Origin of the sequence: Nakamurella lactea DSM 19367, from assembly GCF_000426645.1 — a bacterium.
Taxonomy (GTDB): domain Bacteria; phylum Actinomycetota; class Actinomycetes; order Mycobacteriales; family Nakamurellaceae; genus Nakamurella; species Nakamurella lactea.
This window is the reverse complement of the sequence record NZ_KE384549.1, coordinates 97,885-113,384: the sequence shown is the minus strand read 5'-3', so window position 1 is coordinate 113,384 and position 15,500 is coordinate 97,885. Positions and strand designations below refer to the sequence as shown.

Sequence of the window (15,500 nt, the reverse complement as noted above, 5' to 3'; positions counted from 1 at the left end):
GGGACGCGAATGGCCCCGCCTCGTCACGCGAAACCGACATCTTTCACCCGAATGGTGGAGAGCCGGACGCGTGCGACAGCAGTAAGTGATCGAGCTCGCAGCGGTGTGTCCGGTTCTCGCGTGATCGATGTTTCCTCCGCGCGTCACCCACAAGGCAGAATCCAGGACTAGCACCCACGACGACTTGACCCGGGAGGTGAGCAGTGGCCGAGCAGGTGGACATCATCGTCGGCGACCCCGAGCTCATCACCCGGGTGCGCAGCGGCGACCGGACGGCCTTCGCCGAGCTGTATCGGCGCCATGCGACGGCCGCCGCGAACCTCGCCCGGCAACTCACCAGAGGACCGGCCGATGCCGACGACCTGGTGTCCGAGTCGTTCGCCCGGGTGCTGGACGGGCTGACGGCCGGCAAGGGTCCCGACACGAACTTCCGCGCCTACCTGTTCACCACGCTGCGGAACACCGCCTACGACCGGACCCGCAAGGACTCCAAGCTCACCTTCACCGACGACGACGCGAAGTTCGATGTCCCGGTGTCGGACACCGACATCGTGCTCAAGGACGCCGAGAACCAGCTGGTCGGCAAGGCCTATTCGGCGTTGCCGGAACGCTGGCAGGCGGTGCTCTGGTACCTGACGGTCGAGGGCTACACCCCGGCCCAGACCGGCGAACTGCTCGGGCTGACGCCGAACGCGGTGACCTCGCTCGCGTTCCGCGCCCGGGAGGGCCTGCGCGAGGCGTATCTGCAGGCGCACCTGGTGGACACCGATGCGGCGTCCTGCCGGCAGATCGTCGGTCAGCTGGGTGCCTGGACCCGTGACGGGCTGTCGAGGCGCGAGCGGGCCGAGGTGGACGCCCACCTGGAGACCTGCGCCGATTGCCGGGCGTTGGCGGCCGAACTCCAGGAGGTCAACTCCGGGCTCCGGGTGCTGCTGGCGCCGGTGCTGCTGGGCGGCGCGGCCGTCGGATACCTGTCGACGCTCGGACCGTCGGTGGTGCTGACGAAGATCGGCGTGCTCGCCGCCGGCGGCAAGGCGGTGATCGGCATCGGGGCCGGCACCGCGGCCGGCGGTGCCGCCGTCGGTGGGGCGGCCGCGGGTGCCGCGGCGGGCGGCGCCGGACACGGTGCCGGCGGTTGGGCGCTGCTGACGAAGATCCCGAAGAGCTGGGCCGTCGCCGGCGGGATGGCCGCCGCGGCCGCGGTCGCCGCCATCGCGGTGATGGTCGCCGTGAGCACCGGCGGCAACGAGGTGCCGCTCGCCGACAACCCGCCGGCCGTCGCGTCGTCGGCCGCGGTGAGTTCGAGTGGGCCCGGTCCGACCGGGTCGGCCGGCGCGAACGGCGGGAATTCCGGCAACTCGGCCCCGGCCAATACCGCGCCGGCGAACACCGCACCGGCCAATACGGGCCCAGCTAATACCGCACCGGCCAACACCGCTCCGGTGAACACAGCGCCGGTGAATACTGCACCGGCCAATACGGCGCCGGCGAGCACTCCGCCCGCCAATACCCCGCCGGTGGTGCCGCCGCCGGTCAGCACCAGCACGCTCCCCACCGGTTCCGTCCCGATCGTGCCGCCGCTGGCACCAACGCGCAGCACCGCGACCTCCGCGCCCACGACTCCCCCGAGTTCCACATCGTCGCCGGGCACCACGGCACCGACAAGCACCACCGCCACCTCCGCACCGTCGAGCACCACAGCGCCGTCGAGCACTACGGTCCCGTCCACGACTCCGACCAGCCCGACAACCCCCACCACCCCAACGACTCCCACAACACCACCGGCGGTTCTGCAACCGGGTAGCAGCGCTCCGGTAGTGACCGGGATCGACCTGGCGAAGGGCACCATCGACGTCGCGCTGTCGGTGACGAATCCCGGAACCGCGCCGCTCAGCGGTGCCGAGCTGACTGTGGACACGAAACAGCTGACACCGTCGAGTGTGTCGGTGACCCCCGAGGGTGGTGATGGCCTCCGCGGGCGTAGCGCGGTTGTCCCGCTGATCGGGACAACCGCGCTACGCCTCGGTTCCTGCACCGCGAGCGGCTGCAAGCTGCCTCCGATCCAGCCTGGCCCCTCGACCATCACGCTGAAGTTGGCGATCACCACCGACATCAACTTGCAGGAGCTCGTGGACTTCCACGTGAACATCGGCCCCGGCATGCGCACGACAGTCACGCTGCCGAGCCTGCTGCCGACACTCTCGGCCGTCGGCCTGACGGCAGGCCGGACTACCCCGCTGACCGTCAGTCTGCCGGCCAACCTGCCACTCACCGCTGGCGACGTCGGCGAGGCCACCATCGCCCAGCCGGACAACGACACCAACCTGGTTGTCGCCGGTGACCCCGACAACTGCACCAAGAAAGACGACGGATCGGTGAGGTGCCGGTTCGTCGAGCGGGCCGACGGCTCACTGTCCGCCGATTTCTCGCTGACCGCCTTGCCGCAGGCATCGGGCGACCACCAACTCGACCTGACCGTTGACAGCCTGGATTATCAGGCCGAAGCCGACCTGCCGACCATCAGCGCCCGTCAGCCTGGCGACACGATCGACATGACCGGCCCGTTCAGCGGCAGTATGGCTGGCGCAGCGCTCAACGATCCATGCTCCGGAACTGGGGTGCCGGTTCCCTGCATCGGCGGTCCGGGCGCTAGCGAGACCGCCCGTGGCTACGCGAAAGTTCTGTGGGCACAACTGACCTGGACGTCGACCACCCCGCTCGAATCACTGAACCTGTGGGCAGGCAAGCAACCAGTCTCGTTGTTCGATCATTCGACAGAGCGCATCAACGACAACCGAGAGCTGTACGCGGGTTCTGCTCAAGTCTCTCAGGCAGACCTGCAGAAGCTAGTAACGACACCGATCCTCGTGACCACCGGCCAAGGCAAGGATGTCGAGCAAGCGATGGGGGGCTGGAGCCTCACAGTGGTACTGAGCGATCCGTCGGCAACGCGCAACATCACATTCGACGACGCGGTCGAACGCCACTCATCGACCTTCGAGATCAACGCCACAAAGACACAACTCCTCTACAACCTGGATCGATCCCTCGAGTGCAGAACTGGTGAGTGCATGCCCTGGACCTACGGGGTGGGGGACGATGCCACCCCCTACGTCGCCAGCAGCAATGGCGCCCGGGTGCTGGTCAAGCCGACGTTGTCGACCACGTTGAATCCGGCCGACAGCGTCAAGGAGGGTGTTCTGGTCGGCCCTACTCTGGTCCAGCGTGATGCTGCTCCCACCTCGGACCCGCCCCCCGCAGACCAGACCAGAACAGCCCTGCCCCGCCCGTAGACTCGGCCGGTGCCGATCATCGACAGAGTCCGCGAAGTTCTCCCGCTGAAGTACCGAGAACTCGCGAAGTTCCTCGTTGTCGGCGGCACCGCCTGGATCGTGGACACCGGGCTGTTCACGATCATGACCCACACGATCCTGGTCGACAAGCCCATCACCGCGAAGATCATCTCGATCCTGGTGTCGACCGTCCTGTCCTACGTGCTGAACCGCGAATGGTCGTTCAGCACCCGTGGCGGCCGCGAGCGGCACCACGAGGCAATGCTGTTCTTCCTGGTCAACGGGCTGGCGCTGGGCCTGAACCTGATCCCGCTGGCGATGTCCCGCTACTGGTTCGGCTTCAACCTCGCGCATCACACCCAGTTCGTGGTGAGCGTCGCCGACTTCATCTCGGCGAACATCATCGGCACCCTGGTCGGAATGGCCTTCCGCTACTGGGCCTACCGGCGCTGGGTGTTCCCCGAGGACTTCAGCGACGAGGGCGAGAACTCCTCCAACGACAACGGACCCCGCCGGATGGCCGACTGACGGTCTGGTCATCAATCCAGGGACATCCACCGAGCACACCAGGTACGACAGCCTCGTCGGTCTCGACGGGCTCGACCGGCGCTGAGCCGTCAGCCCCGTCAGACCGGGGTGACGCCGTGCCGGCGCCGGGAGAAGGAACGGTCCTTGCCGGCGGCAGCCGCGATCCGCAGGATCAGTTCCCGCCGCAGATTCTCCGGCTCGACCAGCGCGTCCACCACCAGCTCGGAGGCCAGCCGGACCACGTCGATGTCCTGCTCGTACTCCTCGCGCAGCCCCGCCACGTAGGCCGCCCGTTCCGACTCGTCGGCGATCGCGGCGATCTTGTTGGCGTACACCGCGTTCACCGCTGCCTCGGCACCCATCACGGCGATCTTGGCGGTGGGCAGCGCCAGCGTCGCGTCCGGCTCGAAGCCGGGCCCGGCCATCGCGTACAGCCCGGCGCCGTAGGCCTTGCGCACCACCACACAGATCTTCGGCACCGTCGCCTCGGACACCGCGAAGATCATCTTCGCGCCGTGCCGGATGATGCCCTGCCGCTCCACCGCCGAGCCGACCATGAAGCCGGGAACGTCGGACAGGAAGATCAGCGGGACGTTGAACGCGTCGCAGAGCTGCACGAAATGTGATGCCTTGTCGGCGGAATCGACGAACAGCACCCCTCCGCGGAACATCGAGTTGTTGCCGACCAGGCCGACGACCTTGCCGTCCAGCCGGCCGAATCCGACAGTCAGCTCGCGGGCCCAGTCCGGGTGGATCTCGAAGTAGGAATCGGCGTCCAGCAACGCTTTTGCGTACCGGCGCATGTCGAAGGCCTGGCGTTCCGAGGTGGGGACCAACGCCCGCAGGTCGCCCTTGCCGGCCACCGGTACTGCTGACGAATCGGCAACCGGCGGCAGTTGGGTCGAGTTGTCCGGCAGGTAGCTCAGGTACTCCGCGACCCAGCCGAGTGCCTGCTGCTCGTTCTTCGCCAGCAGGTGCCCGACCCCGGAGACCGAGGTGTGCATCTTGGCCCCACCCATCTCCTCAAGAGTGGTCTTCTCCCCCGTCACCATCTCGACCATCCGGTCGCTGCCCAGATACATGGAAGCGTTGCCTGCCACCATGATCACCACGTCGCAGAACGCCGGGATGTAGGCGCCGCCGGCCGCGCTCGGCCCGAACAGCGCGCACACCTGCGGGATCGCACCGGATGCCCTGACCTGCGTGTGGAAGATCTTCCCGGCGCCCCGCCGGCCCGGGAACAGGTCGACCTGGTCGGTGATCCTGGCCCCGGCCGAATCGACCAGGTAGATCATCGGCACGCCGGTGGCGTAGGCCCGCTCGATGATCCGGATGATCTTCTCGACTGTCCGGGCGCCCCAGGAGCCGGCCTTCACGGTCGAGTCGTTCGCCATCAGGCAGACCGGCCGGCCGGCGACGGTGGCCGCGCCGGTCACCACCCCGTCGGCGGGTAGTCCGTCGGCCAGCACGTTCGCGAACTGGCCGTCCTCGACGAACGAGCCCTCGTCGACCAGCGCGGCGATCCGGTCGCGGGCGAACAGCTTGCCCTTGGCCGCGTTCGACTCGTGGTACCTGGCGGCGCCGCCGGCGGCGACCCGTTCGGCGAGGTCGGTGAAGCTCGGGTGCGCGCTGGTCGCCGCGGAGTGGTCGGCGTCGTTGCTCATGACCCTCACCCTAAGTTATCCGCGGTTAACATTCGGCCCGCCCCATCCCGGGTCCACCTGTCCGGGGAGTCCGGCCCCGGAGGGTGTGTCGAATCGCCGCGCTGGCCGCCGCCGGACCGCGATGCACCATCCGCGTCCTCCGGTGACCCGCCTGGTCAGAACTCGACGGCCCGCGCCCACCAGGACGTCGACCCGCCCACCCCCGGCTGTTCGCTCGGGGAGGACGGGGAGGTGGGTGTCCTGCTCTTGGTCGTCGTCGGCGTCTTGGTGCTCGGCGGGATCTTGGTCGGGGTCGGCACGGCCGGCGGCGTCGAGTCGGCGATCAGCTGCGCCGTCACCGTGGCGAGCGGCCGCATCGACTTGTACACACCCGAGGACCCGGTCTGCAGCACCGCGGCGGCATAGTTCGTCGTCAGCCCGATCGAGTGCACGGCATTCTGCTGCTCGTGCCAGTCGTTGTCGCTGCCCCAACCCTGCTTGCTGGCCGCCCCGTCGAGGGCGTTGAAGCCGAAGTTCTGGTCGAAGCCGTCGCTGCCGTGGTCGTGGCTCTCGGTCATCGTGGCGACCAGCCACGGGCCGACCACCTTGTCCTTGCTCATCCGGTACAGGAACTCGGCCATCCCGATGGCCGTCACCTTGGTGGCACCCCAGTGGCCGGGATCGTCCGCGAGTGCGACGCCCTCCAGGTCGAAGCGCTCGGCCATCGCCGGCACGGCCGCGTTGGTCCAGTACGCGCTGCAGAGCGCGTCATCGGATTCCACGATCATGGTGTGCAGGTCGGAGGAGATGTTCTCGGGCAGGTCGCCGTTGTACTTGACCAGGTAATAGGCCGCCAGCAGGACCTTGACCAGCGACTCCGAGGCGACCTGGGTGTCGGCATTGTCGGTCTTGCCGACCACCGTGCCGGTCCGGCGGTCGACCACCGCGGCATAGGTGGTGACGCCCTGCGCATCGGCGGCCTGGGCGGCGCCCTCGTTCACCGCCTGCTGCGGCGTCATCCCGGTGACTCCGGCGGCGGCCGGCACGGCAAGGACGACGGGGATGACGATCAGTGCAGCCAGCAGCGCCACAGCGAGACGTCGCATCCGCGCTCCTTCCGGTGCCCACCACCATCGGGCAGAACCCATCGGGCTCCGCCACGACGATTGTGCAGCCCGAATCTGTGAACATTCTGAACACACCGACCCGCCGAAACGAAACCGCGGCCCCCTGGCGTCAGCCGGTCACTGCCACCAGAGCCAGTCGGTGACCGCGCCGGGGCCGTACCAGAAGATGCCGTCACCCGTGGCACTGAAGCGCCCGCCGATCGCCTGCTGGGAGCCCGCGAAGTAGGCCTTGGTCAGCGTCATCCGCCGGGCCGAGTCCCACCGGCTCCAGTAGTCCTGCCCCAGCCCCGGCCGGTACCAGGCCACGTCGGTCCGGCCGTCTTTGGGCAGGTCGACGAGCACCGGCTGGTAGCTGCCGTTCATCGGTGCCGACTTGGAGACGAAGGCCCCGCCGGGCCCGCCGAACCAGACCGAGTCCGGGGCCGCTCCCGGCCCGTACCAGAACACATCGTCCTTGCCGTCGCCGTCCAGGTCCGCGACCAGCGGCTGATAGCTGCCGTTCACCGTCACCGGCCGACTGACCAGCGCGCCGGAGCCCGCGTACAGCCACAGGTAGTCCTGGGCGTTGCCGGCCGCGTAGAAGAGCAGGTCGTCGGTCCCGTTGTTGTCGAAATCCCCGACCAGCGGCCGATAGTTGCCGCCGATGCTCAGCTTCGTCGAGCGGAATCCGCTGCCCGTCCACTCCCAGTACGCATCGGCGGCGCCACCGGGGCCGTACATCAGCAGCTCCTGCCGATGGTTGCGGTTGTGATCGAGCGCCACGATGCGCAGGCCCTTGGGTGCCTGCACGCTGGTCGCGGCAAATGTCCCGTCCCCGCGGGAGAGCCACAGCGAACTCGATCCGGTGGTCGAGTTGTAGAGGAACAGGTCGTCCCGGCCGTTCCCGTCGGCGTCCAGCGGGATCACCTGGTAGACCCCGGGGATGTTCGTCGTCACCGACCGGAAGTTCCCGCTGCCGAGGTTCAACCACAGCGAATCCTTGGCCGCGCCCGGTCCGTAGTAGAGCAGGTCGTCCAGGCCGTTGCCGTCGACGTCCAGCGGGATCACCTGGTAGGTCCCGGTGACCGATTCCTTCGTGCTGTGCACCCCGGGCGGGGCGACCCGCGGGCCGCACGCACCGCGCACCAGGTTGACGTCGCACAGCCCGGTCCCGTAGCTCCAGGTCACGCCAGAGCCACTCTGGTTGTCCTTCGGCCTGGCGTTCTTGCCGAGCACCCTTGTCCCGGTGACGTCGCGGGCGTAGCCGCTGTCCTCGGCCAGCCAGTAGCGCTGCTCCAGGCCGTTGCGTTTGATCACGTAGAACGGTGTTGAGATCGGGGTGACCGGGCTGGTCGTACGGTTCGGCGCGCCGCCGTCCAGTGGCGTCCTGGTCGCCCACCAGGTGGCGCCCTGCGCCTTGGTCGGATCGACCAGCCAGCACGGATAGCTGTCGACCCCGTTCAGCACACAGGTGTGCTGCACCTCGCCGCCGTACGACGAGATGCCGGCGGTCCGGGTGACGTTGCTGAAGTTCTTCTGCATCAACCCCTGGTAGATCTGCTCGCAGTAGGTCGCGTTCGGGTTGACCTGCGACCCGGTCCACTCAGGGTCGGTGTCACAGGACAGGTACCAGGGATACCAGGCGTCGTACCGCTTTCCCTGCTCCGTGGTCTGGGTGGACGTGCAGTAGGCACCCGCCATGTCGGCCGCCACCTTCGGGGCCAGGAACCCGGTGCTGATGCGTTCGGCGGCGGTGTACGGCGCGCCGATCCCGGCGCTGTCGTACTGCCAGATACCGATCCCCGGGTGCCAGAACACCCGCTTGTAGCTGGTGTTCGGATTGCGGAAGGCGTACAGCCCGTAATTCGCGTTGATGTTCGTGTTGCCCGCCCGCACCCCGGTCCACTCGTCGTAGCGGGACAGCGTCATCGGGGCGGGTTCGGATCCGGCCGAGGTCGCGCCGCCGGACTCCCGGAAGATGGTGGTGAGCACCATCGCCTGCAGTTCGGGGTGGGTCAGCCCGGAACACACCGACTGGTTGTCGGCCGCCGTCTTGATCGCCGCCCACGGGCCGGCACCGAAGTACCGGTGGGTGACGTCGGGGGTGACGGCTGCCGCTCCCACCTGCTGCGACGGCGCGGTCGCGGCTCCCTGCGGCCGGGCCGGGCCGACCGGCAGACCGTCGTCGGCGCCGGGTGGCTGGCTGTCCGGGATCGGGTCGATCGGTACCGGCTTGACCGGAACCGGCTCGGCGGGGGCCGGCTCGGTGGAGACCGGGTCGGCGCTCGCTACGCCGCCGGAGCCGAGGACGAGCGTCAGAGAGATCAGGGCCGCCGATACGACGGACGGTGCACGAAGATGGCGGCGCATCGGCACTCCTTCACAGATCGGCCGAACCGGGCTGTTGGAAGGTATCCGACCTTCCGAGTGAACGATGTCATGCCGCGTCGCGGCTGACGGAAGTCAGCCGGAACGGCGGAACGCCCCGTTACCGAGCGTCAGCAGGAGCCGGATATTCAGGACCCGTCGCCCGACCCGGCCAGCGCGCGCACCACGGCCGAGGGTGACGGACGACCCAGCTGCCCGGCCATCCAGACGCTGGTCCGCACCAAGGCGTCCAGGTCGACGCCGTGCTCGATGCCGAGCCCGGTGAGCAGCCAGACCAGGTCCTCGGTGGCCAGGTTGCCGGTGGCGGACTTGGCGAACGGGCAGCCGCCGAGGCCGCCGGCGGCCGCGTCGACCGTGCTGACGCCGGCCCGCAGGGCCGCCATCGTGTTGGACAGCGCCTGCCCGTAGGTGTCGTGGAAGTGCACGGCCAGCCGGTCGTTCGTCACCCCCGCCGCCGCGAACGCGGCCAGCAGCGCGGTCACCTGACCCGCAGTGCCAACGCCGATGGTGTCGCCGAGGGAGAGCTCGCCGCAGCCGAGGTCGAGCAGCCGGCGGCCGGCGGCCACCACCTGGTCGACCGGTACCCGGCCCTCCCACGGGTCGCCGTAACACATCGACAGGTAGCCACGGACCGTCAGACCGGCGGCCAGCGCCTGCTCGATCACCGGCGCGAACATGTCGAACTGGCCGTCAAGGCTGCTCGCCAGGTTCTTCTCGGCGAACGTCCGGGTGGCCGAGGCGAAGACCGCGATCTCGGTGGCGCCGGCGGCCAGCGCGCCCTGCAGCCCGCGCAGGTTCGGCACCAACACCGGGTACCGCACCCCCGGGCGTTTGCCGAGTCCGGTGAACACCTCGGTGGCATCGGCCAGTTGCGGTACCCAGGCCGGGTTGACGAAGCTGGTCGCCTCGATGGTCCGCAGCCCGGCCGCACCGAGCCGGTCGATGAACTCGAGTTTGACGGCGGCCGGGATGCTCGCCTTCTCGTTCTGCAGGCCGTCCCGCGGGCCGACCTCGACGATCTGCACCGACGGCGGAAGCCCTTGCTCGGCAACGGGTTCCGGGAGATCGAGGGTCACCGGCGGTGCCGGCCGTCGTCGTCCGGCAGTGCCTCGGTCCCGCCCTCGTAGCCCTCCGGCGGGTACTGGTCCTCGTCGTACCCGCCGGGCCGGTAGCCCTCCGGCTGGTAGCCGGCGCGCTGGTCTTCCTCACGCGCTGCCACCGCGGTCTGCTGCGGCGACACCCGACCGGCCGACCCGTCCCCCGCCGTGCTCTCGTGCGGGGCGTGGTGCCGGTCGTCGCTGATCAACTGGTTCAACGTTGCCTGCACCTTGGGCAGCGACGCGACGTTGTCGAAGGCCAGGGGCTGATCGGCTGCCGACTCGACGATCAGCGTTCCGTACCCGAGGATCCGGCCCCAGAACCCGACCTCGGTCTCCATGTTCTGGATCCGGGCCAGCGGGATCTGGTGCTCGCGGCGGCGCAGGATGCCGGTCCGGAAGAAGACGTGCCCGGTGGAGATGACGAAATGCTCGGTGGCCCAGCGCAGGAAGGGCACCAGGACGAAGAAGATCAGCAGCAACACCGCCACCACGACGGCGGCGATGATCCACGGGGAGTGGGTCTGGAAGCCGGCGTTCCGCCAGTTGGTGACCCAGGCGATGAAGGCCGCGCCACCGCCGATCGCGACGATGAAGATGATCACCGGGAAGACCAGCACCTTCCAGTGCGGATGCTTGTGCAGCACCACCTGTTCGCCCCTGGCCAGCAAATGGGTCGGATACGCCATGACTCACCTCGCACGCCGCTCCTGGCCTCTGGTTCGGCCGGATGTCGCACTCACGCTACCGCGAAGCACAGCGCCGATCTCGACAACGGAGCAGCACGGCGTGACTCTAGGCTGACCGGATGCCGGTTTCCTCCCCCGATGGGCCTACCCCCGCCGAGTTGGACGCCGCGCTGGGCGAGGTGGACTGGGGGTCGGTTCCGGACGGCGCGGTCGTCGACACGGTGAGCGCGCCCAGCGGCCGGCTGGCCCGGATCACCCTCGGACCCGAGGCCGGGCGACGGGTACTGCTGGTGCCCGGCGCCACCGGCTCCAAGGAAGACTTCGTGGTGATGATGCCGCTGCTGGCCCGGCAGGGGTACCGGGTCGAGTCGTACGACCTGGCCGGCCAGTTCGATTCCGCGGCCGCCGGCCCGCAGAACCTGACGCCGCCGGCCGACGGCTACCGGATGTCGCTGTTCACCGACGATCTGACGGCGGTGCTCACCGACCGGCCGACGCCCGCGCACGTGCTCGGCTACTCGTTCGCCGGCACCGTGGCCGCGGCGGTCGCGGTGGACCACCCGGATCTGGTGGCCAGCCTGACCCTGCTCAGCGCCCCACCGCTGTCCGGCCAGGCGTTCCGCGGCCTGAAGATCGTCGGCCCGCTGACCAACCTGGCCAGCCGGCGGGCCGCCGCCGCGGTAATGATCTGGGGGATCCGGCTGAACCTCAACCGGGTCGGCCGCTCCCGACTGACGTTCGTTCGGAACCGGTTGCGGCACACCGACCGTCGCAGTGTCGACGACATCATCGGACTGATGATGCAGACACCGGACCTGCGCGCGGGACTGCGTGCGGCGCAGCTGCCCACGCTGGTCGCGATCGGCACCGGCGACCTGTGGCCGACCGCCAGGCACCGCGAGTTCGCCGACGCGATCGGCGCCCGGCTGGCCGCCTATCCGACCGGGCACAGCCCGTGCGAGACCACACCGCACCAGTTGGTGGCGGACATGGTTGAGCTGTTCAAGCAGACCGATTCGACCTGACGATCCGGCGCCGCCGGGCAAGCAGATTCTGTTCCCTGGCATTGATCCAGATGGTGCGGAATCCCCAGCCGACCCGGCGGCCGGTGGCCGCGAAACTGGCGAACGGCCTGGCGGACACCGGCATCGGCAGTTGTCGGTCGTAGTACACCGGGGTCTGCGGGCCGAGTCGGAAGCTGATGTCCAGGTCGTCGTGGATCCACCGGTACGACCGGTGCACGCCTCCACTGATCGAGCGCCAGACGTCGGACCGGATGGCGAAATTCGACCCGTACAGCGGCGGGTGCCCGAGCAGCAGCCGCAGCCAGAGGAAATAGCCGCCCAGATACAGGTGCCGGCCGAGGAACCGGGTGACGGCGTTGCCGCCGTAGAACCGGCCGCTGCCGGTGACCGCGGCCAGTCGCGGGTCGCCCTCGAAGCGGCCGACAACCCGTTCCAGCCAATCGGATTCGGGTCGCGAGTCGGCGTCGATGCGGGCCAGCACATCGCCCTCAGCGTGATCGAAGCCATGTGCAGTTGCCGACAGGATGCCGCGCACCGGCTGGTGGATCACCTTCGCGCCGCCGGCGGTGGCCACCACCGCCGAGTCGTCGGTGCTGCCGTTGTCCACCACCAGAATGGTGTCCGGGGGCCGGGTCTGACGTTCCAGCGCGGCCAGGCACTCGCGCAGCATCACGGCGTCGTTGTAGACCGGGACCACCACCGTCACCGTCAACACGCCATCACTGCCCGCACGGCACCGTCATCGGGCCGCCGCCGATGGCCGGTGCCCGAACACCGCCGAGCCGAGCCGGACCACGGTGGCGCCCTCGGCGATGGCCGCCGCGAAGTCGCCGCTCATGCCCATCGACAGCTCACCGCCGGGCAGGTGCCGGTCGCGGAGCTCCCGCAGCAGCGCATAGCCGCGGCGCACCGCGGACAGATCCTGGCTGTTCAGGCCGATGGTCATCAGTCCCACCGGTCGCAGGTGCGGCAGACCCGCCACCGCGGCCAGCAGGGCCGGCGCCCGGTCGGGTTCGACGCCGAACTTGCTGGCCTCGCCGGACACGTTGACCTGCACCATCACCGGCAGCACCCGGCCCGGTGCCGGCGAGGGCAGCTGGTCGCCGGACAGCACCCGGTCCAGCCGCTCCGCCAGCGCCACCGTGTCCAGGCTCTGCAGGCGATCCAGATGCGGCAGCACCGCGTTGACCTTGTTCCGCTGCAGGTGGCCGATCAGCTCGGTGGTGTGCGGGATACCCTGCAGCGCAGCCGCTTTTCCGGTGATCTCCTGCACCCGGTTCTCGCCGATCCGGGTGAAACCGGCGCGCAGCGCCACCGCAATCCGCTCGGCGGGTTGCGTCTTGGTCGCCAGCAATATCGTCACCTCGTCCGGGCGGCGCCCGGAATCCGTTGCGGCAGCGGCGATCTGCTCGGCGACCCGATGTAGCCGCTCGAGCACCGCGCCCGCGTCGTCAGCCGTAGCGGGGTTGTCCCGGCCCGCGTCGTCAGCCGTAGCGGGGTTGTCCCGGCCCGCGTCGTCAGCCGTAGCGGGGTTGTCCCGGCCCGCGTCGTCAGCCATCCCCGCTCCCCTGCTGCGCCGCCGGGCGCAGGTGCACCACGTCGGCGGCCGAGTACTTGTGCTGCATGCCCCCAGCATCCCGCACCAGCAATCCGCCGTCGGCGGCGACGTCCGTCGCCGTGCCGACCAGCGCACGGCCATCGGGCAGCTCGACCCGCACCGGCGAGCCGAGGGTGGCCAGCGCCGACCGGTACTCGGTCAGCAGGCCGGCCGCCGTCAGATCACCGCCGGCGGCGTACCAGCGGTCGGTCAGCTCGCCGAATCCGTCCAGCACGACCGCGGCCAGCTCGGCCCGGCCCGGCAGCCGGGCGCCGTCGGCGGCCAGCAGCAGCGAGGTGCCCGGCGTGCCGGCCGGCCCGGCAGCGGCCGCCAGTTCCGCCGCGGTCAGACTGACGTTGATGCCGGCCCCCACCACTACGGCGTCGCCGGCCACCTCGGCCAGGATTCCGGCACATTTGCGGCCGCCGATCAGCACGTCGTTGGGCCACTTCAGCTCGGCCGGCAGCCCGCAGCTGCGGCGGATCGCGGTCCGCACGGCGAGGGCGAACAACCCGCCGACCCAGCCTCGCGCGGCCATCGGCACCGGCGCGGGGCGCAGCAGCACCGACAGCATCAGCGAGCTACCCCGCGGCGCGTGCCAGGTCCGGCCGAGCCGGCCGCGGCCGGCCAGTTGCTCGTCTGTGATCAGCACGGTGCCGGACGGGGCAGGCGGTTCCTCCCGCCCGGTGGCTGCCCGCGCCAGATCAGCGTTGCTGGACCCGGTCACCGGCAGATACCGGACGACCCAACGCTGCGGGTCGCGCAACGCCGCCCGGACGACGGCCGGATCGAGGTCGCCGCGGTCCACCTGCACCGTGCCCAATTGTTCGCCTCCGCGGTAGCTCCCGGCCACTCCTGCCTGTCGGCTCACCGTGCGAGCCTATTCTGCAGCGATGGCGCCGATCATCCAGTCCCGCAAGCTCGCCGACGTCTGTTACGACATCCGCGGCCCGGTGCTCTCGGAGGCCCACCGGATGGAGGCCTCCGGCCACCGGCTGATCAAGCTGAACATCGGCAACCCGGCGCCGTTCGGCTTCGAGGCGCCGGACGAGATCCTGCAGGACGTGATCGCCTCGTTGTCCGGCGCCACCGGCTACAGCGAGTCGAAGGGCATCCAGTCGGCCCGGCGCGCGGTCGCCCAGCACTACCAGGCGGCGCTCATCGAGGCCGGCCAGCCGGAGCTGGACGTGGAGAACATCTATCTCGGCAACGGGGTGTCCGAGCTGATCGTGATGTCGCTGCAGGCGATGCTGGACGACGGCGACGAGGTGCTGGTGCCCGCCCCCGACTATCCGCTGTGGACCGCGTCGGTGAGCCTGTCCGGCGGCAGCACCCGGCACTACCGCTGTGACGAGAGCAACGGCTGGCAGCCCGATCTGGAGCACATGGCGTCGTTGATCACCGAGCGGACCAAAGCCATCGTGGTGATCAACCCGAACAACCCGACCGGCGCTGTGTACTCCCGTCAGACCCTCGAGGGCATCGTCGCGCTGGCCCGCGAGCACGAGCTGGTACTGATGGCCGACGAGATCTACGAGAAGATCCTCTACGACGACGCGGTGCATGTGCCATTGGCCACACTGGCACCGGATGTGGTGTGCCTGACCTTCAACGGGCTGTCCAAGGCCTACCGGCTGGCCGGATTCCGCAGCGGCTGGCTGACCCTGACCGGGCCGCTGGAACGGGCCGTCAACTACCGCGAGGGGCTGGACATCCTGGCCAACATGCGGCTGTGCCCGAACGTGCCGGCCCAGCACGCGGTGGCCACCGCCCTGGGCGGACGGCAGTCGATCAAGGACCTGGTGCTGCCCAGCGGACGCCTTGGGGCGCAACGGGATGCGGCGGTCGAGCTGGTCAACGGCATCGACGGACTTTCCACCACCACCCCGCGCGGTGCGCTGTACATCTTCCCGCGGTTGGACCCCGAGCGGCACCCGATCGTCGACGACGAGGCCTTCGCCCTCGACCTGCTCCGCGAGCAGAAGGTGCTGATCGTGCAGGGCACCGGTTTCAACTGGTCGGCTCCGGACCATTTCCGGATCGTCACGCTGCCGCACGTGGAGGTACTGACCGAGGCAATCGGGCGGATCGGCGAGTTCCTGGCCGCCTACCGGCCGCGGCTGCGGTCCTGATG

At 69.5% G+C, this 15,500-nt stretch carries 12 protein-coding genes and 1 pseudogene; 4 read left to right on the top strand and 9 right to left on the bottom strand.

Annotated elements, in window-relative coordinates:
- Positions 1-203: 203 nt before the first annotated feature.
- Positions 204-872: pseudogene (locus K340_RS37630) on the top strand (sigma-70 family RNA polymerase sigma factor); the annotation flags it as partial.
- On the opposite strand, the gene K340_RS37625 reads toward K340_RS37630, so the two are convergent.
- Complete coding sequence (locus K340_RS37625; RefSeq protein ID WP_407662253.1) at positions 797-1,849, bottom strand: pentapeptide repeat-containing protein; 1,053 nt, start codon at positions 1,847-1,849, stop codon at positions 797-799. The pseudogene K340_RS37630 and the gene K340_RS37625 sit on opposite strands and share 76 nt — an antisense overlap.
- A gap of 1,453 nt (positions 1,850-3,302) precedes the next feature.
- Here K340_RS37625 and K340_RS0121390 point away from each other — a divergent pair.
- Positions 3,303-3,821 carry a GtrA family protein gene (locus K340_RS0121390; protein ID WP_051267130.1) on the top strand — a complete coding sequence of 173 codons (519 nt, stop codon included), beginning with the start codon at positions 3,303-3,305 and terminating at the stop codon, positions 3,819-3,821.
- A gap of 98 nt (positions 3,822-3,919) precedes the next feature.
- Here K340_RS0121390 and K340_RS0121385 read toward each other — a convergent pair whose 3' ends face one another.
- The 5 genes from K340_RS0121385 to K340_RS32205 all read right to left on the bottom strand — a co-directional run bounded on the left by K340_RS0121385 (position 3,920) and on the right by K340_RS32205 (position 10,744).
- Positions 3,920-5,485, bottom strand: coding sequence for an acyl-CoA carboxylase subunit beta (locus K340_RS0121385; RefSeq protein WP_029138195.1), 1,566 nt, complete (start codon positions 5,483-5,485; stop codon positions 3,920-3,922).
- A gap of 155 nt (positions 5,486-5,640) precedes the next feature.
- On the bottom strand, positions 5,641-6,570 hold the full coding sequence (locus K340_RS0121380) for a hypothetical protein (protein WP_154674415.1): 930 nt from the start codon (positions 6,568-6,570) through the stop codon (positions 5,641-5,643).
- Between the two features lie 138 nt (positions 6,571-6,708).
- Complete coding sequence (locus tag K340_RS0121375) at positions 6,709-8,940, bottom strand: FG-GAP repeat domain-containing protein (protein WP_029138193.1); 2,232 nt, start codon at positions 8,938-8,940, stop codon at positions 6,709-6,711.
- A 146-nt stretch (positions 8,941-9,086) separates the two neighbouring features.
- Positions 9,087-10,034, bottom strand: coding sequence for a hydroxymethylglutaryl-CoA lyase (locus K340_RS0121370; protein WP_029138192.1), 948 nt, complete (start codon positions 10,032-10,034; stop codon positions 9,087-9,089).
- Positions 10,031-10,744 carry a PH domain-containing protein gene (locus K340_RS32205; protein ID WP_051267128.1) on the bottom strand — a complete coding sequence of 238 codons (714 nt, stop codon included), beginning with the start codon at positions 10,742-10,744 and terminating at the stop codon, positions 10,031-10,033. The genes K340_RS0121370 and K340_RS32205 overlap by 4 nt, the downstream gene beginning before the upstream one ends.
- Before the next feature lie 119 nt (positions 10,745-10,863).
- Here K340_RS32205 and K340_RS0121360 point away from each other — a divergent pair, with 119 nt between their 5' ends.
- On the top strand, positions 10,864-11,769 hold the full coding sequence (locus K340_RS0121360) for an alpha/beta fold hydrolase (protein ID WP_029138191.1): 906 nt from the start codon (positions 10,864-10,866) through the stop codon (positions 11,767-11,769).
- Here the strand turns inward: K340_RS0121360 and K340_RS32200 are convergent.
- From K340_RS32200 to K340_RS0121345, 3 genes are read right to left on the bottom strand one after another with little or no spacing between them, the layout of a single operon-like run.
- Positions 11,747-12,484 carry a glycosyltransferase family 2 protein gene (locus K340_RS32200; RefSeq protein ID WP_037366110.1) on the bottom strand — a complete coding sequence of 246 codons (738 nt, stop codon included), beginning with the start codon at positions 12,482-12,484 and terminating at the stop codon, positions 11,747-11,749. The genes K340_RS0121360 and K340_RS32200 overlap by 23 nt on opposite strands.
- A gap of 24 nt (positions 12,485-12,508) precedes the next feature.
- The gene (locus tag K340_RS32195; protein WP_084614730.1) at positions 12,509-13,327 is read right to left on the bottom strand and encodes a YggS family pyridoxal phosphate-dependent enzyme; all 819 of its coding nucleotides are present in this window, start codon (positions 13,325-13,327) and stop codon (positions 12,509-12,511) included.
- The gene (locus K340_RS0121345) at positions 13,320-14,237 is read right to left on the bottom strand and encodes a biotin--[acetyl-CoA-carboxylase] ligase (RefSeq protein WP_211229581.1); all 918 of its coding nucleotides are present in this window, start codon (positions 14,235-14,237) and stop codon (positions 13,320-13,322) included. The genes K340_RS32195 and K340_RS0121345 overlap by 8 nt, the downstream gene beginning before the upstream one ends.
- Positions 14,238-14,259: 22 nt before the next feature.
- Between K340_RS0121345 and K340_RS0121340 the strand changes: the two genes are divergently transcribed.
- On the top strand, positions 14,260-15,498 hold the full coding sequence (locus tag K340_RS0121340) for a pyridoxal phosphate-dependent aminotransferase (protein ID WP_029138189.1): 1,239 nt from the start codon (positions 14,260-14,262) through the stop codon (positions 15,496-15,498).
- The last annotated feature ends 2 nt before the right edge of the window (positions 15,499-15,500 follow it).